Below are 19,881 nucleotides of genomic sequence, written 5' to 3' on the forward strand. Positions count from 1 at the left end.
TTAACCTCAAATATTATTAATAGTATTTCATGATATAGCAATCACAAGTGATCTGTGAGAGGGGTTAAGAGATGAACCTCCACCTGCTCAATCCGTTTATATGAGGATCCTGTATGAATTGTGGATTAATACCTCATTGAAGTTTTTGTGAACTTTTACAGACTTTTACACATATATCCATCTTCGGATTTGATCAGATTGGTGTGCTAAGTCCATTAATAACTGGGATTGGATCCCTTCCCCTAAACTAGGAGTAAAGCTAGTACCCTCATTAATTGCCTTAACAAAGCGATCGCCCAGAGCTATAAAAGGTGCCAGTCTCCCATCCTTATATACTTCAGGTAATTCATATTCTGATGGAATTGGGATAATTTCTAACTCTTGATGGGGGGGAGCATAGTACAAATTAAAGCCGTGAACATAATCCTTGAGGTTTTTACTCCCTAAAACTAGAGTACCGCGATCGCCATAGATGGTTAACCAATGCCCACTACCTGCGTATGCTACTGTACTGATAGCAATATTAACGGGTACGCCATCGCTTAATTCCAAGAGAATATTACAGGTATCATCGGCATCGACTAGCTGCATAGTGCCATTACGATCTGGACGTTCAGGAATTGTCGTTTTTAGCTGGGCAGTTAAACCTTTCACTTCGCCAAAGAGCCAACGCACATAGTCAAAGGTATGGGAACCAAGTGCGCCTAAAGCTCCGCCACCTTGGGATTTTTGGCTATACCAATTCCATTGACGATTAGCGTCTGCTCTACCTGATACCTGCCATTCCACATAAATAGAACGGATTTTACCAATATGTTCTTGTTCTAGTAGATATTTCAAATAACGCCAGCTTGGGACAAACCGAAACTCAAAATCTACACCCACGGTTAATCCTCGTGATTCGACTAACTGCTGGAGGGCGATCGCTTCGGACACATTCAAGGTTACAGGCTTTTCCAATAAAATATGCTTACCTGCTTCTAAGGCAAGTTTAGCGGCTTCATAATGCAAGAATGGCGGAGTAGAAATTGAAATAATATGAATGTCTGGGTTGGCGTATAAATCTTCTAGGCGATCGCAGGCAAAGGGAATATTAAATTTTTGAGCAATCTGTTGTGCTTTTTTTAAATCATAGTGATATAAACCTAAAACTTTGGTGCCCGTGCAGGCTTGCCAACCGGGAATATGAATAAGCTGTCCAAATCCAGTACCGACAATGCCTACGCCCAGACTGTTCATTGTTGCCCCTCAGGTAATAGGGAAAGTTTAGTTGTAATATTAGTGGGCTTAAAATTAGAATCAAAGGTTTTCTGCACCACTTCACCCGCCTGTCCTAAAGCCTGGGGAGGATAATTATTAAATACTAATAAAACCGCCGCCGCATTGCCCGCCCTCAAAGTGATATTTTTGTTGGCTGTCCAAGTTTTACTTGACCCCTCCGAGAGGATACCCTCAAATTTAACTTCTCCATCAACTTCAACCCGCATCCAAGATTCTCCTTTCATTGCTACTCCCACATTTACAGGCTTCTGCTGAGGTAGTAAAGGTTGGGATTTATTTAATAGCGGTTGAATCAGAGTAGAGTTAGATTTGGGAATTAACTGATTAAAAATAGAACCACTCGGAGGATTAGAATTTAGCTTTGCGGCATTACTTAATTGAACTTCGCTATCGCTGATTGTATTGTAATTAGCGTTGGGATTAAGCACATTGGACAATGCCCCAATTGAGGCGGAAATTACGACTATATAAATTAGGTAAAGATGCAGAGGGCGTAATTCCGAAGACTTGAACCAACTGGACTTAGGCACAGAATTTACTAGGGGAAACTGCTCGGCGATTTGGGAAACTCCCAGTACATTTCCATACTTGCGAATAAATCCTTGAATATATACTGGTTCTGGTAAACGGCTAATATTTCCTTCCTCGATCGCCTGCAAATGTCGTTGGGAAATTAGGGTGATTTGGTTAATTTTTTGCAAAGATATTTTTTTTTGTTCACGGATACGCTTAAGTTGAGAGCCAATCTCCGCCAATTTTAACGCTTGCTGTTCTTTACTACTGACTTTCATGATCTCTGTCAATTATTGGTCTTAGGAGGCTGATGTAATATTAATATATTTTAATACTGTTAATTTTAATGCTGTTACGGAATACTACTAAAGACCTAAAGCTGCTAATTCTTGTTGATCCAAAAGACGATAGGCTCCTGGTGCTAAATTATTTAGATTGACCGTGGCGATCGCTACTCGGTGCAGTTCTAGGACTGGATTACCTAAAATTTCAGCTACACGGCGAATTTGGCGGTTGCGTCCTTCTTTTAAGGTAATTTGAAGTTTAGTACTGTGGGCTTGACTTGCTAAGACTTGGACTTGGGCAGGTAGGGTTAATTTTCCATCTAATTCTATGCCCTGCCGCCACTGATCTAGGATCCGATCGCTGGGATGTCCTTGGACAATTACTTCATAGACTTTAGGGACATGGTGACGGGGATGGGTGAGACGATTGGCAAAATCCCCATCATTAGTTAGAAGTAATGCCCCACTACTATCATAATCAAGGCGACCTACGGAATAGAGATGCTGATAGTTCGGTGGTAACAGTTCCTGAATAGTTCTACGTCCTTGGGGATCATGGCGACTACAAATATAACCCTTGAGCTTGTGCAGAAGCAGGTACTCTAGTTGAGGTTTAATATTAATTAGTTTGCCATCTACGGTAATGCGATCGCTATTGGGATCGGCTTTTGTTCCCAAGGTTGTAATTAGTTGGTTATTAATTCTTACCCGTCCACTGGCAATTAAATCCTCAGACTTGCGGCGGGAGGCAATGCCATAACTTGCTAAAATTTTTTGTAAACGTTCTGCCATAGCAATGTGTATCAATCAATACTAAAACCTAAAATTCAGGAAATGTATTATAAATAGTTATATGTTATAGGAATTCATGAAATTAAAGGCTGCAAACAAGTTATTAAGTGAGCCAGAAATTGAGAACTTGGGAGAACTCAAGCCATTTTATTTTGAATTACTAAAACAGCAGAAATTACGATCAAAGCTAGAAAAGTTTCGCAAAAGTGAAGATAATGGCATCGGTGTTTTTATTCTATCAAAGGAAGGATACTTTATTGATGCCAGCTATGGATTTTCTGAGCTGTTAGGTTATTCCACAGAAGAATTGAGAAATATCCAAATCGAGAGCTTAATTCTTCCCGAAGAGAGACCAAAGCTACAGACAACTATATTCAAGTTAGTTTCAGGGCAATCCCATCAAGAGGACTCACGCCATTGTTGCATTACTAAGGATGGGCAGTTAGTGAGTTTGGCATTGAATCTGTTTTTATTAGATCAAAGATTAAGTCCGGGAACTGAAATACATCTGATTGTCAAATTTGAAGACCATACCATTGGCGATCGCCTCGAAAAATCTCTACAAGCTTCAGTACAAACCTGTCAATACCTGTTTGATGGTTCTACGGTTCCGCAAATAATTTATAATCTCCAAACCTTAGCTGTGATCGCAGTTAACGATGCGGCAATATATCACTATGGTTATGATCGCTCTGAGTTCCTCACCCAAGATATGAGTGTGCTTGCTCCATTAGGACATAGCTTTGATCAATTCTGTGAGCAGCATCTTAAGAAAAGCGGACAGCTTATAGATGTGGAAGTTAAAAGTCTGGAACTAATCTATAATGACTTGCCTGCCCAAATTCTATCCATCCGAGATATCACGGAGCAGAGGCGCACCAAACAGGCTTTAGATGCCCTAAGGCAGGCAGAAGAGGACTATCGAGGTATTTTTGAAAATGCGGTGGAAGGAATATTCCAAACTTCGGAATCAGGAAAGTACTTAAAAGTAAATCCGATGTTGGCATCCATCTATGGCTACGATTCTCCGGAGGATTTGATGAATGGCATTACCGATATTGCTAACCAATTATATGTTAATCCCCAAAGGCGACTGGAGTTTGTAGAGTTGCTGAAACAACAGGATGCAGTATTGGGGTTTGATTCGGAAGTCTATCGTAAGGATGGCAGTAAGGTCTGGATTTCTGAAAATGTGCGGTCAATTCGAGATACCTCTGGCAAGCTTTTAAGATATGAAGGCACAGTTGTTGACATCACAGAAGTGAAACTGTCGGAAGAAGCTCTACGTCTAAGTGAAGAACGATTTCGACTCACCTTTAACTATGCTCCCATTGGCATGATGATTAAGGCTCTGAATGGGCAATCTGTGCAGGTAAATCAGGCGATCGCTCAAATTTTAGGCTATACCCCCAGTGAACTCTTAGAACTCACCTGCGTGGATATTACCCATCCTGAAGATTTGCCCACTAGCTTAGAAATGCGCCAAAGATTATTGGCAGGTGAATTTCCCAGTTATCAAATTCCTAAAAGATATATTCGCAAGGATGGCACATTTGTAGATACTTTACTGCATGTTTCTCTCACTAGGGATGGAAATGGAGAGCCAATTCACTTTATTGATCAAATTGAAGATGTCAGCGATCGCAAGCGTGCAGAGGAAAAAATCTCCTATCTGGCGTTCCATGATCCTTTGACGGGATTACCCAATCGGGCTTTATTTAACGATCGCCTCAATCAAGCTTTGGCACTAGCCAGCAGATTACATCAGGAGCAATCCAATTTCAAAACTCTATTAGCAGTAATGTTTATTGATTTGGATCGGTTTAAGGTTGTCAATGATTCCCTTGGTCATGCTATGGGCGATCGCCTACTGCAATTAGTGGCAGAGAGATTTACTAGAAATATGCGTAAAAGTGACACCATTGCCCGCATGGGTGGGGATGAGTTTATGCTTCTATTACCTGAAGTGAAGCAAGTGGAAGATGTAGTCAAAGTTGCGGAAAAGATTCTAAAATCATTATCCCAGCCATTCCATTTGGATCACCATGAAATGTATATCACTGCCAGTATTGGTATTTGCCTATATCCCCATGATGGTGATGATGGTGACACGTTACTGAAAAATGCTGATGTAGCAATGTATCGGGCAAAAGAACAAGGGCGTAATCATTATCAGATTTTTACCCAATCTATGCATGAACGGGCATTTGAATGGATGTTTATGGAAAGTTCCATCCGTCGAGCGATCGCCCAAGATGAGTTTCTGGTTTACTATCAGCCACAGTTAGATTTACAAACGGGGAAAGTGATTTCCATGGAAGCTCTAATTCGCTGGCAAACTGAATCTGGATTTATTCCTCCCAATCAGTTTATTCCCATTGCCGAAGAGTATGGCTTAATTATTCCCATTGGCGAATGGGTATTACGCACTGCCTGCACCCAAAATAAGCTATGGCAAAACATGGGATTACCACCTATTCAGATTGCTGTTAATTTTTCTGCTAAGCAATTCCAAGACCCACAGCTATTACAAAAAGTAAGTCGGATCATTGCTGAAACCAGACTTGCGCCCCGATACCTAGAAATTGAAATTACTGAAAGTGCGGTGATGAAAGATGAGTATGCCGCCGCCGAAACCTTGCAAAGTTTAAAAAATATGGGCGTTCGCATCTCCATTGATGATTTTGGTAAAGGCTATTCTTCGCTCAGTCATTTAAAGAAATTTCCCGTGCAGAAGCTGAAAATAGATGCTGCTTTTATTCGAGAAATTCCCCGCAATAAAGATGATGCCGCCATTACTACGGCAATTATAGCGATCGCCCACACGTTAAATTTGAAAGCGATCGCCGAAGGTGTAGAGACCCCAGAACAATTAGAATTTTTGCGCGCTCTTGGTTGTGATGGGATTCAAGGCTATATATTTAGTCCTGCAGTCACGACCGAGGTGGCAACAAAAATTTTGCATGATCAAAGACATTTTCTCGCTTCAGATTTGATCAAAGGTAAGATTTAAGGTTTTAAATCGCAGGGAAACCAGAGCGAATATCCTCAACGATGCCATCACGGAGTACAACTTCCACTTGCATCAAGCCAATTAGGTTATCACCCTTACTTACAGGGAAAAAGCTATCTAATTGTCCTTGGTTGACTTCCTGTTCTAGCTCTAAAATCTGAACTTGACTTAACTGTTGGAGAGCTTGGTTTTTTTGTTCCAGAAATTCTGACTTGCGCTCATTGATCTGGGAACGAATGGACTCAATTTCCCCCAATACCGCAGGTCCAGGTGGCTTAATGCTTTGGCGTTCAATTTCCGCAATCATTCTCTGTCCTTGGGACTCAACCTGTTGAATTTGGCTATCAAGTTGTTGGATTTGGACTTGCAGTTGTTGTTGCATTTCATCCTTCCAACGGGGCGTGACGATTACTTTGATATTAACTACACGCTTGAGCAGAAGTTGATTAGCAAAATCTATGGAATTCATATAGTTGGAATTACTAGGTTAGACAAACATCTTGTTAATAATATCTTGGTAATGCTCATTTACAACATTGCGCTTAATTTTGAAGGTTTGAGTCATCATGCCATTGGCGATCGCAAAGGGTTCTGGAATAAAACTAAAGACATTAATGCGATCATTAACGCTGTAGCCCGAACGATTTTTGATTTCCCGATTTAATTCTTCCCGAAAAATAGATCTAATTTCTACAGTTTCCAAATTCACAGTAGCAAGGTCAGAATTTGGCGAAATTAAGTTCGCTGCTTCCAATGCCGCTAGATTTGGCACAATTAAAGCCCCCAGTTGTTTTTGATCCTGCCCCACTACAATGATTTGATCAATAAATGGACTACGCAAACAGGCATCCTCGATCGCTTGGGGTTCAATATTTTCGCCATTAGATAGCACAATCGTATCCTTTGCCCGTCCTGTAATTACCAAGTCATCCCAAGGGGTAACATAACCCAAGTCACCACTATCAAACCAACCTTCGGGATCGATCGCCTTAGCTGTAGCGGTGGGATTTTTATAGTAACCTTGCATAATTTGTGGTCCCCGCAGGGTGACAATACCTTGACAATAGGCTGGGACAGATTGACGGGTAATTTGATCGATAATTTTGGTTTCAGTTTTTGGTAAAGGTTGTCCATCGCCATTGCGAATATTACGGTGGGGACGGCGAGTATGGGTAATCGGTGAAGTTTCGGTCAAACCATAGCCACTGAGAATGGGAATATTAACAATTTCATAGAAGTCTTCCAGATGTAAAGCGATCGATCCACCTCCACTTACCACTAACTCTAAACATCCACCTGTTGCTTCCCGTACTTTTTTATAAACTAGGCGATCGCCCAGTAAATGCACTGGAGTTAATGCCAACATTGTTAAGCCAGCTATTAACTTTTCACCTAAAGTAGGAGCGAGATTCTCTAAATCTAGTCCCTGCCAAATTCTGCGGGCTTTAATATATGCCAAACTCACCTTAAAAAAGAAATTAATTAATTTTTGCTTGCTTGCTGGTTGCTCTCGAAATTGCTTCTGCACGCCTTCATAGATTGATTCCCATAGCCTTGGTACTGCCACCATGTAATTTGCTTGAAAATCCTTAAGGTCTTTTTTAATAGAGCGCAGATTAGTATAAATTTGCGTGCAGCCTTGGGAAAAAATGTAATATTCAAATGATCGCTCGTAGGAATGCCAAGTTGGTAAAATACTCATCACTTTTTTGCTGGGTTCTACCACAAACACGTCCAAGGCTCCATTAATTTGATATAAAAGATTACCGTGGCTAAGCATTACGCCCTTGGGATTGCCGCCCGTACCAGAGGTATAGATTAAAGTCGCAAGATGTTTAGGTGTAATTTCAGGATTGCCTAAATCTTTGCTAGCTCCCAGTTCGATGACTTCAGAAAAGTTATAAGCTCCTTCTGGGGGATTTTCATCGGATAGCAAAATAATTTGTTTAATCGGTAAATCTTGTAGTTCGGGCTGAAGTTTATTTAGGGTTGCCAGATTCTCTATAACTAAAGCAGTGCTATCGCTATGTTCCAGAATGTATAACAGTTCTCGCCGTTCCGCTTGGGAGCTACGGGTGGCATTGATCGCCCCGATCGCTAAAATTCCTTGATCGGCAATTAACCAACGCGCAGAGTTATCGGCAATTAAAGCCACATGATCTTCTGATTTAATTCCAAGCGATCGCAATCCCGCCCCAAACCTTGTCATTTGCTCCACCAAATCTCTATAGGTAAGCTTGAGGGCATTATGGGCATGGGGATCATAAACTGCCAAAATATCAGGATATGCCAAAGCCGTCTTTTGCCAAACATCCCAAAGATTCTGCGCTTGAGAGTGATCTAGGGGTTTTGTATTAGTCATGGGGATTTATTAAATAGATTTACTATGAATCATTAAAAAGGAAATTCAGTCCCTCGGTTTTGGTAATTGTGTCACTTTTTAATCTGGCTAAATTCCGACTAAATTCTGACTAAATTCGGAAGTGTATAGTTGGCAAAACTATAATCTTGCAAATCTAATTTGGTTCTCAGTGATGACCACATAATTATCTGGTAGCCGATCTAAATGTTTGGCTAAAAGCTTCGATAAAACTACAATTTTATTCGAGTATCTTTCATCTGTGAGCCGCATTAATACTACGCCTCTATGCGATCGCTGATCCCGATAACTCTTCTCGCCAAAGTCTTTATCATTAGTAGTATCCAGTTCTCTGAAAAAGCTTTTTGTAACACCGCATCATCAGAAATCCCCCGTGCCTGATCATAAATAGAAAATACCTCATATCCTTGACCTTGAAGCCATTTAGCAACTTTCGAGCCAGTACATTCATCTACCAGAAATTGCATCTAGGCTGACTCCAGCAACGGAATAAACGTAGTTTCACGCAGAAATTGTGCCGCAAATAACAAGCAAGCCATAATATCTTCTTGAGTCAACCCGTCATATTCATCCAGAATATCGGCAATAGTTGAGCCATTACCCAATAGGTTCAAGATGTATTCTACGGTCAGTCTTGTTCCGCGAATTACGGACTTACCAACCATAATTTTGGGATTAGTAATAATGCGATCTAGACTCATGTTCGACTCCAATAGTTATGTTATGTACTTATGTTTTATTAAGATAATTTTATGGTTTAGCGTTTCAGTTAATTATTTAGCTGTTCTAGTTCCTGTTTAAGGTTTTGTGCCTGAGTTAATAAAGATTCGGCAAAAATAATCGCACTGTCAGTGGTTTTATCTTTCTCTTTAGTATTTTTCTCACTCATCACCCCACCCGCCAGATTTGCCAGTTCTTGCTTACGTTGGCTTGGATTCAGTAACTCAACTTCTACTATCGTTCTTTCGCTTTTGCTGCTATTACTATTAACCTCTACAAATTTTTTACTGACTTGGAAATGATGATCGGCGATCGCAGCCACAATTGGTTGGTGAGTTACACATAGTACCTGATGCCCTTGTCCTAGTTGAAATAATCGTTGAGCGATCGCTTGGGACACTCGACCTGAAACTCCCACATCAATTTCATCAAACACTAATAATGGCGTTAAACCTTGGGTAGATTTGGCAAAACAGGTTTTCAGAGCTAATAAAAATCGACTAATTTCTCCACCTGAAGCAGTTTCCGCCAAAGGTTGTAAAGGTTCACCCAAGTTAGGACTAAATTCAAAACTGACCTGATCGGCACCACTACTATTAGGAACCTGCTCCGTAATTTTTACCTGAAATTGGACTTTTTCCATTGCCAAGGATTTAAGAGCATTAATTAGCTGTTGTTCTAGTTCTTTTGCGGCAGTGTGACGGAGTTTGGTTAATTTGGCACAGGCTTTGGTTAATTTACTTAGGCTTTCACTGGCAATTTTTTCTAGCACTTCTAAGGGTTGATTATTGGCATTAATTTCCGCCAACTGCTTTTCTAGCTTATGTTTATGGGCGATCGCTTCTCTTAATCCAGTCGGTGAATTGGAACCATACTTACGGCAAATTTGTTTGAGTTGTCTTATGCGATCTTCGATCCTTTCTAGGCGATCGGGGTCACTATCAATGTTGGCACCATAGTTATTAATTTGGCGGGATGCCTCTTGTACCTGCGCTAAAGCACTGGAAACTAGTTCTAAAATTCCTTCTAAGTTGGGATCGACTGCCACCATATCAATTAATACTGCTTCTGCATCTGCCAATAGCTCCGCGCAATCCCCCCTAGTTTCACCCGCATACAATGCTTCATATACCTGATAACTTTGCTGCTGTAAATCAACACTGTGGGATAATCTCAGGCGTTCGCTCTCTAGGTGATTTAATTCTTCAGGGTCTTCTAAGTCTGCTGCTTCTAGTTCTTGGAGTTGATACTGGAGCATATCAAGTTGTTGTAATCTATGGCGATCGCTTTCTTGTCTTTCTATAACTGCGTTTTTAGCCTTTTGATAATTTTCAAACAGTTTAGTAATTATTTGTCTTTGACTAATTAATTCCACCCCACCAAAACTATCTAGCCATTCCCGTTGCATGGAGGCTCTTCCTAAAAGCACTGTCTGTCCCTGTGCCGTAATTTCTACTAATTTCTCCCGTAATTCCTGAATTTGTTGCTTATTTACGACTACGCCATTAATTCGGGTACGATTACTTTTTGCCGTAATTTCTCGACTACAGATAATTTGATTTTCCTCAATTAAATCAATTTCTTGACTGGCTAACCACTCCGTCACTACGGAATTAGGCTTAAAAACTGCCTCGATCGCCGCCCGTTCTGTCCCTGTTCGCATAAACTTTGCCGTAATTTTCCCACCCAAAGCCGCATCTAGGGCATCTAAAATAATGGACTTACCTGCCCCTGTTTCACCTGTGAGGATATTTAAGCCTGGGTGGAGTTCTAATTCCAGATAATCAATTAGAGCAAAGTTTTGAATTTTTAAACTCAAGAGCATGGGGCTTGTTGTTGTTGGCTACTCCAAAGTTTAACAGAGCTTTAGCTATGAGAAAGTTTACTAAAAAATCTCACGCATTGATAGACCTAAATGCCTGCTACGGTCGTAAAACGGGAACCTCGTTAGAAATTCTGACATCATTTGTTTGATATACTTAAAACAGGTTACGGAAACTCCATAAATTCCAATTCCTGTCGAAGTCCAGACTATGCCCACTGCTACACCACAAAAAGCGATCGCTAGTTAATTAAGTTTATTACTTGTTGGGTTTTGTAGCCCTAGGGGGTAAGAGTGAATAGAAACTTAAACTTGGTTAAAAATGGACTTATTGCCGCAGCATTGATGAATATCGGCGGTGTTCTCGTGTTTTCACGGGGATTTACTAATGTGGCTATTAACAATGCCGATCCCATTGTAATGTCGAATTTTGGACTCCTCATGATTATTGTGTGGGGGCTAACTTACCTTAGTGCTGCATTCATTCACTCAAACATCAAATGGCTGGTTGGAGCCTTTGCTATAGAGAAACTGGTCTATGTTGTAGCTTGGATTCAGTGGATTTTGGGAAATAGTCTTGCACCACTTTATTCCAAGGACGTTTTTGCTGGGATTTTTTATAGTATTTACGGGCTAAATGATTTAGTATTTATGCTGTTTTTTGCTTGGGTATTTTTATCTATGCACGCTGAAAACCATACCTAACAGATCGCTCATCTATGGCTGCCAGTGGCACAATTATCCGTAAGTTGACTCAAACACAATTTTTGATGGGTGGTGTTAAAGAGGGCAGGATCGTATTTTGCTTTAATTTGATTAGGGCTTGTTTTTGATCGCTACTCAAAAGTTAGCAGAGTCTTTAAGTGGCTTGAGGTTGATGGTGTTTATGCCAGTGATCGGCAATATCGATGCGCCGACAGAGCCAAACCTGTTCATGATTCTGCACATAATCAAGGAATCTTGCTAAAGCTGCTGCCCGCCCTGGTCTCCCTGCAAGGCGACAATGTAAACCAATACTCATCATTTTAGGTGCCGTTTCCCCCTCAGCATACAAAACATCAAATGCATCACGCAAATAGGCAAAAAACTGATCTCCACTATTAAACCCTTGGGCTGTAGCAAAGCGCATATCGTTATTATCAAGGGTATAGGGAATTACTAGATGGGGTTTATGGGTATTCTGCGAGTTGGGATAAATCCAATAGGGTAGATCATCGGCATAGCTATCGGAATCATAGAGAAAACCGCCTTCTTCGATTACGAGCTTTTGAGAATTGGCACTAGTTCTACCCGTGTACCAGCCCAGGGGACGACTACCAGTGACTTCGGTATGAATGGCGATCGCTTTGTGTAAATGCTCCCGTTCCACCACCTCGGGTAAATATTTATAGTCAATCCAGCGATAACCATGACTGGCAATTTCCCAGTCTGCCTCTTGCATAGCTGCCACAGCCTCAGGGTTACGAGCTAAAGCCATAGCCACCCCATAGACAGTAATTGGAATCTGCCGTTGGCTAAATAACCGATGCAATCGCCAAAAACCCGCCCGACTGCCATATTCATACATCGATTCCATGTTCATGTGCCGCATTCCCGCAAATGGTTCTGCCCCAATAATTTCTGAGAGGAAGGTTTCTGAAGCACTATCACCATGTAAAATACAGGTCTCTCCACCTTCTTCATAGTTGATCACGAACTGTACAGCTATGCGGGCTTGGCTATGCCATTGGGGATGGGGTGGATACTGACCGTAGCCAATTAAATCTCGAGGATATGGATTCATAGTTTTAGGAAATCACTAAATCGTAGAGGCGAAATCGAGCAATTTCTTTGATTTCAGCGATCGCCCGATTTAATTCAAGATCAAGGGAATTTTGCAAACGGGTTTTAAATGCTTCTAAAATACTAGTCTTAGTATGATTTCTAACGGCAATAATAAACGGAAATCCAAATCGCTGGCGGTAGGCATGATTTAAGGATTGAAACAGATTGTATTCCTCCGAACTTAAACTATCTAAACCAATACTAGATTGCTCTCTTACGGATGCTTCTGCCATTTTGATGCGATCGCCAAGACTAGGATGGGCACAAATTAGTTTATGTTTACGATCAAAGCTCATGGCATCAACGGTATCTAACAAGTTTTTATATAATTGTTCAACAGTTAGAACTGGTAGTTTGTCCCAAGTTTGATTCACAATTTCAGGAGTATCCTCAAAAACTGTACCTAAAGCAAGGGTAAATGCCAAGCGATCCATTTGGTTAAGCTGTTGAATTATGTACATAGTTAAAAACTAGCTGCCACGATAGGTACTGTAAGACCAAGGAGAAACTAGGAGGGGAACATGATAATGCTGATCTGGATTGTCAACGCCAAAGCGAATGGGAATGCGCTCAAAAAACGGGAGGCTATTGGGTGGATAAAACTCGGAGAAATAGGTGCCAATCACAAAAACCAGTTCATACACCCCTGATTTTAAGTCTCCATCAGCTAATAAAATCGCTCTACCATCGGAGTTTGTCGTTTCAAACTTCACGGTGCTACCCAGACCACTAACCGGATCGATAGACCATAATTCGATCACAATCGATGGAGCAGGACGACCCCGCACAGTGTCTAAAATATGAGTTGTAAGCTTTCCCGACATATTAATTTAAAATGTATACTGTATACATTAACTAAAGCAATTGATTTAAATTGTAATCGTCCATACAGAATTGCCATTGAGGTTTTGATAAATTTAGTTTGTATACTGTATACAATGCTTTCATGTACAACCTTAAAGTCGCAATTATCGGTGCTGGTATTGGTGGCTTAACGGCGGGAATTGCCCTACGGCGCATGGGATACTCGGTCGAAATCTATGATAAAGCTTCTGCCCTCAAACCCGCAGGTGCAGGAATATCTCTGTGGTCAAATGGGGTTAAGGTCTTAAATTGGCTGGGGCTAGGTGAGGCGATCGCTGCCATTGGTGGACGCATGGATCGGATGGAATATCGCACCCATACCAATGAACTCCTAAGTGATATTGATCTAAATCCTCTGTTTGCCCGAGTCGGACAACGCCCCTATCCAGTTTCCCGTAGTGATTTACAACGCATATTACTAGATGCTTTTGGTGAAGAGAATGTCCAACTCCAGTCAAAATGTATTGGCATTACCGAAGAAGCGGACGGGGTAACTGCGATTTTCGAGCATGGGCACTCAACCAAAGTTGATTTATTAATCGGTGCCGATGGTATTCATTCTCTTGCTCGCACCTATGTTGCTGGCAGTGAGGTAGAACCACGCTATGCGGACTATGTTAACTGGAATGGCTTAGTTGCAGCTAATCCTAATATTTCTCCTAGTGATGTGTGGGGAATTTATGTGGGTGAAGGTAAGCGTGCCTCGATGATGCCGATTGGGGGCGATCGCTTCTATTTCTTTTTTGGTGCGCCTATGCCTAAAGGAACTGTAGTTGAACCCTGTGATCGGCAGTTGGAACTCAAGAATTTATTTTACAACTGGGCTACCCCTGTGCAGAATCTGATTATGCAGATTAATCCCTTAGAAACTAATCGCCTAGAAATTAGCGATCTTGATCCCCTAGAACATATTGTGCGAGGACGGGTGGCACTGCTCGGTGATTCTGCCCATGCTTCAACCCCTACCCTTGGACAAGGTGGCTGTCAGGCAATGGAAGATGCAGAAATTCTCTGTCGTTATTTAATTACCACAAATTTAAGCGTGGAGGATGCACTGATACGATATGAAAGCGATCGCAAGGAACGGACAAATTCTTTAGTATTAAAGGCACGCAAACGGGCTGATATTATCTATGGGAAAGACCCAGAAGCTACCCAGCAATGGTATGCCAGCCTCAAACAAGAGGATGAAAAGGATGTAATTAATGCTCTTGCTAAGGTGATTTTGGCAGGACCATTTCATTAAAAATTAAAAATTGGAGAACTCCCCATGCTAGTTACAAAACAACCCGTACTTCGTAAATTTTGGTATCCTGTCATTCCGATCGCCAATTTAAGTGATGGACCAAAATCCTTTACCTTACTTGAGCAAAAAATTGTGTTATGGCTGGATGAATTAGGGAAACCTGCCGCCGCTAAAGATCAGTGTTGTCATCGCTCTGCTCAATTATCTTTAGGAACCGTAGAAAATGGAGCGATCGTCTGTCCCTATCATGGCTGGCAATTTGACCGCGCTGGTAATTGTGTGCATATTCCCCAATCCCAAAATATCTCCGTTCCCTCAGCTTCCAGAATCAACGCCTATAAGTGTACAGAACGCTATGGCTATGTTTGGGTGTGTTTGGATGAACCGATCGCCGAAGTTCCCACCATTACCGAGGCATTTGAGCCAAACTTTCGCTTGATCCGTGAATTTTATGAACCTTGGAAGTGTGCAGGGTTAAGGGTAATGGAAAATGAATTTGACTTTGCCCATCCCACTTTTGTCCATACAGGTACCTTTGGTAGTAAAGATCACCCCACGCCCGAACTATTAGAGATCGTGGAAACGCCTGAAGGGTTAAAAGGACAAGCCAAGCAGATTGTGGTCAATACTAAACTCCAACAGCAAAATCTGAAAATGGATACAGTTGAGACCTATCGCATCCTCGATATGGAATGGTTTATGCCCTTTACAATCAAACTACGGATTAATTATGCCAATGGACTAGCTCATATTATCGTTAATACCATGACTCCCATTGATGATGCAAATTCCCAAATGGTACAGTTTTGCCTCCGCAACGACACAGAGGCAGACACCCCAACCAAGGATGTGGTGGCGTTTGACCGGGCAGTAACCCTTGAAGATAAGAGGATTCTGGAAACCACTAACTATGATGTGCCGCTTGTCCCTACTTCTGAACAGAATATGTTCACTGATAAACCTGGACTACTCATGCGTAAAAAACTCATGGCATTACTTAAAGCCCATGGCGAAACCGAGCAAACAGCGACTTGGTATATGCCTCGTCCAGTTACCCCTTAAAACTTTAGGCGTAGACTAATTTAACTTTTTTAACAGGGGAATCGGTTTGGTAAAACGGTTTAGTTGAGTGGCAGAAGACGCTCCTGCCCTCTTTAACACTACCAAAAGTTCTAACTACTCAATCATTTCATCATCATCAATATCATCCTCGTCTTCGTATTCAACTCCGTCATCAACTAGTTCATCTTCAATATCACTACTAAAGTTCATAGGTTGATAAGTTCTGGCAATGCGATCGTCAATAATCATATCGTCAGATTTATCGTCAAAGGTAAGAGGAGAGTCATAAATTATCTCTTCCAAAGTGTCTGATTCTAAATCTATAGTTGGATTTTCATAGGCATTAAATCCCGTACCCGCAGGAATTAAGCGCCCGATAATTACGTTTTCCTTAAGTCCGCGTAGCCAGTCAGATTTACCCTCAATCGCTGCTTCGGTTAAAACTCTAGTAGTTTCTTGGAAACTAGCCGCCGAGATGAAACTATCAGTATTAAGACTGGCTTTAGTAATACCCATTAAGACTGGAGTATATTCAGCAGGAACACCGCCCGTAATTGCCATTGCCTCATTGATTTGTTCAACTTGATGTAAATCCACTAACTCTCCAGGTAGTCGAGTCGTATCACCGCCATCATCAATCCGCACTTTTGAAGTCATTTGCTTTACAACAACCTCAATGTGCTTGTCGGAAATATCTACGCCTTGAGATTGGTAGACAGATTGAACCTGATTGACTAAAAATTCCTGTACTTTTTGCAAGCTCTTTAGTGCCGCATCCTTAATCGAATCAGTTTCTCGATAGAACTTAAAGTAGATCTCCAAGATATCATGGGGATTAGCAGGTCCATCGGTAATTGGTTCCGCAGCATGCAAAATTTGTCCGTCGGAGACAATTAAACTTTGTCCTGGTCCAATTAAATAGTCAGTTACAGTTCCATCATCTTCCAAAATTTTGACTTCAACATTTTCATCGGCATCATATACAACCTGAACTTTGCCCCCTCTTTGTGCCAATATACACATCTCTTTAGGCTTGCGTCCTTCCAGTAGTTCTTCAATCCGAGGTAGCCCTTGAATGATATCTCCCGTTTTGGCACGTTCAAATACTAGCAATGCCAAGCTATCTCCTCTTTGCACCAAATCAGTATCTGAAATTTGTAAGACGGCACCTTGGGAAACTAAATAGGGACGACCTTTACGAATGATGGCAAAATTGTCACCAACCTCAATAACTTGACCAGATTCAGGTAAAACCGCATTGCTACCAAGCACATCGCCAGACTTTACTAGGTCTCCAACCTTGATTTTGGCAGTATTACAGTTAATTCTCAAAAGGTCTTCATCAGTTACCAATAAAATTCGGCGTACTAGTTCATCCCCTTCACGAATACCCCTAACTATGCCAGACTGTTTACATAAAATTTGTGTTAAAGCTACAACAGCACCTGGAGCGATCGCTTCCCCATCGGATACTAAAATTTGCGTAGATGTACTACCTTGAGTGGGATCAGCCGCAATATCTTGACGTACAATTAATGACTCTAAGATTACAAGCTGAAGCTTGAAGGTATCTGGATCACTTTCATCAGCCACAAACTCAATATCAGCAGCTAATTGGGGTGAATCCGTATCAATTTCTAGGACAAGCTGAGTATGCAGCAAATCCAGCCCATCAATAGATTTAACTCTTTCTCCATCTTTATAGGGAAGACGTTGAACAGCTCTTAATTTAATGGAACGTCCAGTCTGATTAACTGACTCTTGACTGGGAACTGGAGGCTGATCTGGAACTTCAAATTCTTCTACAGGTCGTAACAGTAATGCTGAACCTTCGGGAGTTTCTACATATTCAACATACCTGAGTTCCTGAGATATAAGTCCAGGCATCACTTCATCGCTAGGGTTGGCTAGGTTACCATGCTTACGCATAGCTGTTTGGGGATCATCTGTTAAATATAGATCACCAGGTTTGATTACAATTTCTCTCAAAATGTCATTCTTTTGAGTGACTTCGACCACCCCTGAACTTTGAGCAAAAATATCTTTAACGACCTCGGTGCCAACTTCAATATATTGTCCATCCTCAACTAATAATAGAGAAATATCTTTATTAACTTCATGACATTCTTCTGGAATCCAGAGTAGGGTACCACCTTTAACTACTTCGTGTCCTTGCTTACCCTTACTACGTTTAGCAACTTCAACTCCAGAATATTTGATAATTCCTCCGCTATTGGTGCGATAAGTATCATCTATTAATTCAGCAATAACCTGATTAGTAATAACCTTGGTACCCGGAGTAGCCTTTAAGGAAAACCTTTGCCCGCTCTGTGCCTCTAGGATATAGTGCTCTCCTCCTTGGTGGATTTCCTTTTCCACTTTTGCTTCATCTAAAACTACAGAAGCAGTAATAATCTCCACTTCACGGCTATTGCGGCTATCAACCTGATTTAATCGAACTACACCACCATGCTCTGTAATCAGACGAGTTTCTGCCAACACACCCTCAATATTAATGCGATCGCCATTTTTAACCACAGGCTCAGCGCCAGGGGGTAAGTTATATACCTCGCCACCCAGAACCCAAATTAAACCTCCTCTAGGAGCTATGTAGCTAGTATTACCTTGGCGATCTCTTTTCTGCTCAGGGATTAAGTCTGGGAGCAGAACCTCACCAGATAAATCTGAAACAACATCTTTAGTTGCTTTTTCCGTAGTTTTACGAGCAGTTCTACCTGCGGCAGGAACCTCGGCAATTAATCTACCTACTTTGACTTTTTCGCCATCCTTAACTAGTAAAGTTGAACCTTGGGAAACTGATAGAACTTCTTTTTTGCCGCCACCCTCTAGGCTAATATCTCCGTCCGCTTCAACAATCAGGGCATCTTCCCCGTGACGAGTCCGCAGAGGACGTACCCGTAACTTCTTAGTAAACTTAACTGTACTATCAAATCCAGCCCGATATTGCTGAGCCACTTCACCAGTGAATACCCCGCCAGTGTGGAACGTTCTCATCGTTAACTGAGTTCCAGGTTCACCAATGGACTGAGCGGCAATAATTCCCACAGCTTCACCAATATCAACAAACTTAGCATGGGCAAGACTCCAGCCATAACAAGCTTGGCAAACTGATCTAGTTGAAGCACAAGTTAATGCCGATCTAATTAAAACCTTCTCAACTCCAGCTTTTACAACTTCCTTTGATAACTCATCGGAAATAGCTTCATTTCTAGCAACAATTACCTCTCCAGTTTGAGGATTAACTATGTCTTCAGCCGCAACACGACCAAACAGCCGATCTTCAAGCTTAATAAGCGTGCGATCGCCATCCTTCATTGCTCCAACTGTAATACCACGATCAGTTCCACAATCAATTTCTCGAATAATTACATCTTGAGAAACATCCACCAATCGTCGAGTAAGATAACCTGAGTCTGCGGTACGTAAGGCAGTATCAACCAATCCCTTTCTTGCTCCATAGGATGAAATTATATACTCAGTTACAGTTAATCCTTCACGGAAATTAGTTTTAATAGGCAAGTCGATAATTTCGCCTTGAGGATTTGCCATTAACCCTCTCATTCCCACTAACTGACGTACTTGAGAAATATTTCCCCTTGCCCCTGAAAATGCCATCATATAAACAGAATTCAAAGGGTTGTTACTTTTGAAATTCTTTACAACCTCATCTTTCAACGACTCATTAGTCTGATTCCAAGTATCAATTACTTTTTGAAATCTTTCAACCTCAGTAATTTCACCACGGGTGTATCGATTCTCCGTTGATTCTATTTCAGCCTCTGCTTCTCTTAATAACTCTTTTTTCTTAGGAGGGATTTGCAAATCATCCACGCTAATAGATACCCCAGCTTGGGTCGCATAGCGAAATCCTAATGATTTTAGCTCATCAGCCATACTTGCAGCAGCGAAGGTTCCATGGTTAGTGAAAGCTCTGGCAATTAACTTCTTGAGTTGCCCTTTATCAACTGTGCGATTAATAAAAATTCTAGGTGAGTTTTGGTCAGATGTGTTTAAATCTGTCATGACTGTGATCTCTATATAAAAGGTTCAATATGGGAA

General features: G+C 41.4%; 16 protein-coding genes. 4 read left to right on the top strand and 12 right to left on the bottom strand.

Annotation, left to right across the window (positions count from 1 at the left end; genetic code table 11):
* Positions 1-165: 165 nt before the first annotated feature.
* The 3 genes from SYN7502_RS12755 to SYN7502_RS12765 all read right to left on the bottom strand — a co-directional run bounded on the left by SYN7502_RS12755 (position 166) and on the right by SYN7502_RS12765 (position 2,870).
* Positions 166-1,239, bottom strand: coding sequence for a Gfo/Idh/MocA family protein (locus SYN7502_RS12755; protein ID WP_015169210.1), 1,074 nt, complete (start codon positions 1,237-1,239; stop codon positions 166-168).
* The gene (locus SYN7502_RS12760) at positions 1,236-2,072 is read right to left on the bottom strand and encodes a helix-turn-helix domain-containing protein (RefSeq protein ID WP_015169211.1); all 837 of its coding nucleotides are present in this window, start codon (positions 2,070-2,072) and stop codon (positions 1,236-1,238) included. Before SYN7502_RS12760 ends, SYN7502_RS12755 begins: the two co-directional genes overlap by 4 nt.
* A gap of 87 nt (positions 2,073-2,159) precedes the next feature.
* Positions 2,160-2,870, bottom strand: a complete 711-nt coding sequence (locus SYN7502_RS12765; RefSeq protein ID WP_015169212.1) for a pseudouridine synthase — start codon at positions 2,868-2,870, stop codon at positions 2,160-2,162.
* Between the two features lie 76 nt (positions 2,871-2,946).
* On the opposite strand from SYN7502_RS12765, the gene SYN7502_RS18395 reads away from it, so the two are divergent.
* Positions 2,947-5,883: an EAL domain-containing protein gene (locus SYN7502_RS18395; protein WP_015169213.1), complete on the top strand. Its 2,937-nt coding sequence runs from the start codon at positions 2,947-2,949 to the stop codon at positions 5,881-5,883.
* Positions 5,884-5,887: 4 nt separating this feature from the next.
* On the opposite strand, the gene SYN7502_RS12775 is transcribed toward SYN7502_RS18395, so the two are convergent.
* From SYN7502_RS12775 to recN, 5 genes are all read right to left on the bottom strand, one after another.
* Entirely contained in the window at positions 5,888-6,352 is a 465-nt protein-coding gene (locus SYN7502_RS12775) for a YlqD family protein (RefSeq protein WP_015169214.1), read from the bottom strand.
* 18 nt (positions 6,353-6,370) lie between these two features.
* A complete protein-coding gene (locus SYN7502_RS12780; protein WP_015169215.1) occupies positions 6,371-8,245 on the bottom strand; it encodes an AMP-dependent synthetase/ligase in 1,875 nt (624 codons plus the stop codon).
* A 275-nt stretch (positions 8,246-8,520) separates the two neighbouring features.
* Positions 8,521-8,730, bottom strand: a complete 210-nt coding sequence (locus SYN7502_RS20645; RefSeq protein ID WP_210391285.1) for a DUF5615 family PIN-like protein — start codon at positions 8,728-8,730, stop codon at positions 8,521-8,523.
* Positions 8,731-8,964, bottom strand: coding sequence for a DUF433 domain-containing protein (locus SYN7502_RS12790; protein WP_015169216.1), 234 nt, complete (start codon positions 8,962-8,964; stop codon positions 8,731-8,733).
* Positions 8,965-9,032: 68 nt separating this feature from the next.
* Positions 9,033-10,808, bottom strand: a complete 1,776-nt coding sequence (recN, locus tag SYN7502_RS12795) for a DNA repair protein RecN (protein ID WP_015169217.1) — start codon at positions 10,806-10,808, stop codon at positions 9,033-9,035.
* Between the two features lie 291 nt (positions 10,809-11,099).
* On the opposite strand from recN, the gene SYN7502_RS12800 reads away from it, so the two are divergent.
* Positions 11,100-11,510 carry a hypothetical protein gene (locus SYN7502_RS12800; RefSeq protein ID WP_015169218.1) on the top strand — a complete coding sequence of 137 codons (411 nt, stop codon included), beginning with the start codon at positions 11,100-11,102 and terminating at the stop codon, positions 11,508-11,510.
* 154 nt (positions 11,511-11,664) lie between these two features.
* Here the strand turns inward: SYN7502_RS12800 and puuE are convergent, their stop codons facing one another.
* Genes puuE through uraH form a run of 3 tightly spaced genes read right to left on the bottom strand, consistent with a single transcriptional unit; the run spans position 11,665 to position 13,453 of the window.
* Complete coding sequence (gene puuE / locus SYN7502_RS12805; RefSeq protein WP_015169219.1) at positions 11,665-12,588, bottom strand: allantoinase PuuE; 924 nt, start codon at positions 12,586-12,588, stop codon at positions 11,665-11,667.
* 4 nt (positions 12,589-12,592) lie between these two features.
* Positions 12,593-13,090, bottom strand: coding sequence for a 2-oxo-4-hydroxy-4-carboxy-5-ureidoimidazoline decarboxylase (uraD, locus tag SYN7502_RS12810; protein WP_015169220.1), 498 nt, complete (start codon positions 13,088-13,090; stop codon positions 12,593-12,595).
* A gap of 9 nt (positions 13,091-13,099) precedes the next feature.
* Complete coding sequence (gene uraH / locus SYN7502_RS12815; protein ID WP_015169221.1) at positions 13,100-13,453, bottom strand: hydroxyisourate hydrolase; 354 nt, start codon at positions 13,451-13,453, stop codon at positions 13,100-13,102.
* Between the two features lie 122 nt (positions 13,454-13,575).
* On the opposite strand from uraH, the gene hpxO reads away from it, so the two are divergent.
* Together hpxO and SYN7502_RS12825 are read left to right on the top strand one after the other, a co-directional pair.
* Positions 13,576-14,739: an FAD-dependent urate hydroxylase HpxO gene (hpxO, locus tag SYN7502_RS12820; RefSeq protein WP_015169222.1), complete on the top strand. Its 1,164-nt coding sequence runs from the start codon at positions 13,576-13,578 to the stop codon at positions 14,737-14,739.
* Between the two features lie 24 nt (positions 14,740-14,763).
* Positions 14,764-15,801, top strand: coding sequence for an aromatic ring-hydroxylating dioxygenase subunit alpha (locus SYN7502_RS12825; RefSeq protein ID WP_015169223.1), 1,038 nt, complete (start codon positions 14,764-14,766; stop codon positions 15,799-15,801).
* 114 nt (positions 15,802-15,915) lie between these two features.
* On the opposite strand, the gene SYN7502_RS12830 is transcribed toward SYN7502_RS12825, so the two are convergent.
* On the bottom strand, positions 15,916-19,845 hold the full coding sequence (locus tag SYN7502_RS12830) for a DNA-directed RNA polymerase subunit beta' (protein WP_015169224.1): 3,930 nt from the start codon (positions 19,843-19,845) through the stop codon (positions 15,916-15,918).
* Positions 19,846-19,881: the final 36 nt, after the last annotated feature.

Source organism: Synechococcus sp. PCC 7502, from assembly GCF_000317085.1.
Classification (GTDB): domain Bacteria; phylum Cyanobacteriota; class Cyanobacteriia; order Pseudanabaenales; family Pseudanabaenaceae; genus PCC-7502.

Bases quoted from the DNA above. Each gene is read 5' to 3' on its own strand.
- SYN7502_RS12755 (WP_015169210.1), bottom strand. From the start codon at position 1,239: ATGAACAGTCTGGGCGTAGGCATTGTCGGTACTGGATTTGGACAGCTT.
- SYN7502_RS12760 (WP_015169211.1), bottom strand. From the start codon at position 2,072: ATGAAAGTCAGTAGTAAAGAACAGCAAGCGTTAAAATTGGCGGAGATT.
- SYN7502_RS12765 (WP_015169212.1), bottom strand. From the start codon at position 2,870: ATGGCAGAACGTTTACAAAAAATTTTAGCAAGTTATGGCATTGCCTCC.
- SYN7502_RS18395 (WP_015169213.1), top strand. From the start codon at position 2,947: ATGAAATTAAAGGCTGCAAACAAGTTATTAAGTGAGCCAGAAATTGAG.
- SYN7502_RS12775 (WP_015169214.1), bottom strand. From the start codon at position 6,352: ATGAATTCCATAGATTTTGCTAATCAACTTCTGCTCAAGCGTGTAGTT.
- SYN7502_RS12780 (WP_015169215.1), bottom strand. From the start codon at position 8,245: ATGACTAATACAAAACCCCTAGATCACTCTCAAGCGCAGAATCTTTGG.
- SYN7502_RS20645 (WP_210391285.1), bottom strand. From the start codon at position 8,730: ATGCAATTTCTGGTAGATGAATGTACTGGCTCGAAAGTTGCTAAATGG.
- SYN7502_RS12790 (WP_015169216.1), bottom strand. From the start codon at position 8,964: ATGAGTCTAGATCGCATTATTACTAATCCCAAAATTATGGTTGGTAAG.
- recN (WP_015169217.1), bottom strand. From the start codon at position 10,808: ATGCTCTTGAGTTTAAAAATTCAAAACTTTGCTCTAATTGATTATCTG.
- puuE (WP_015169219.1), bottom strand. From the start codon at position 12,588: ATGAATCCATATCCTCGAGATTTAATTGGCTACGGTCAGTATCCACCC.
- uraD (WP_015169220.1), bottom strand. From the start codon at position 13,090: ATGTACATAATTCAACAGCTTAACCAAATGGATCGCTTGGCATTTACC.
- uraH (WP_015169221.1), bottom strand. From the start codon at position 13,453: ATGTCGGGAAAGCTTACAACTCATATTTTAGACACTGTGCGGGGTCGT.
- hpxO (WP_015169222.1), top strand. From the start codon at position 13,576: ATGTACAACCTTAAAGTCGCAATTATCGGTGCTGGTATTGGTGGCTTA.
- SYN7502_RS12825 (WP_015169223.1), top strand. From the start codon at position 14,764: ATGCTAGTTACAAAACAACCCGTACTTCGTAAATTTTGGTATCCTGTC.
- SYN7502_RS12830 (WP_015169224.1), bottom strand. From the start codon at position 19,845: ATGACAGATTTAAACACATCTGACCAAAACTCACCTAGAATTTTTATT.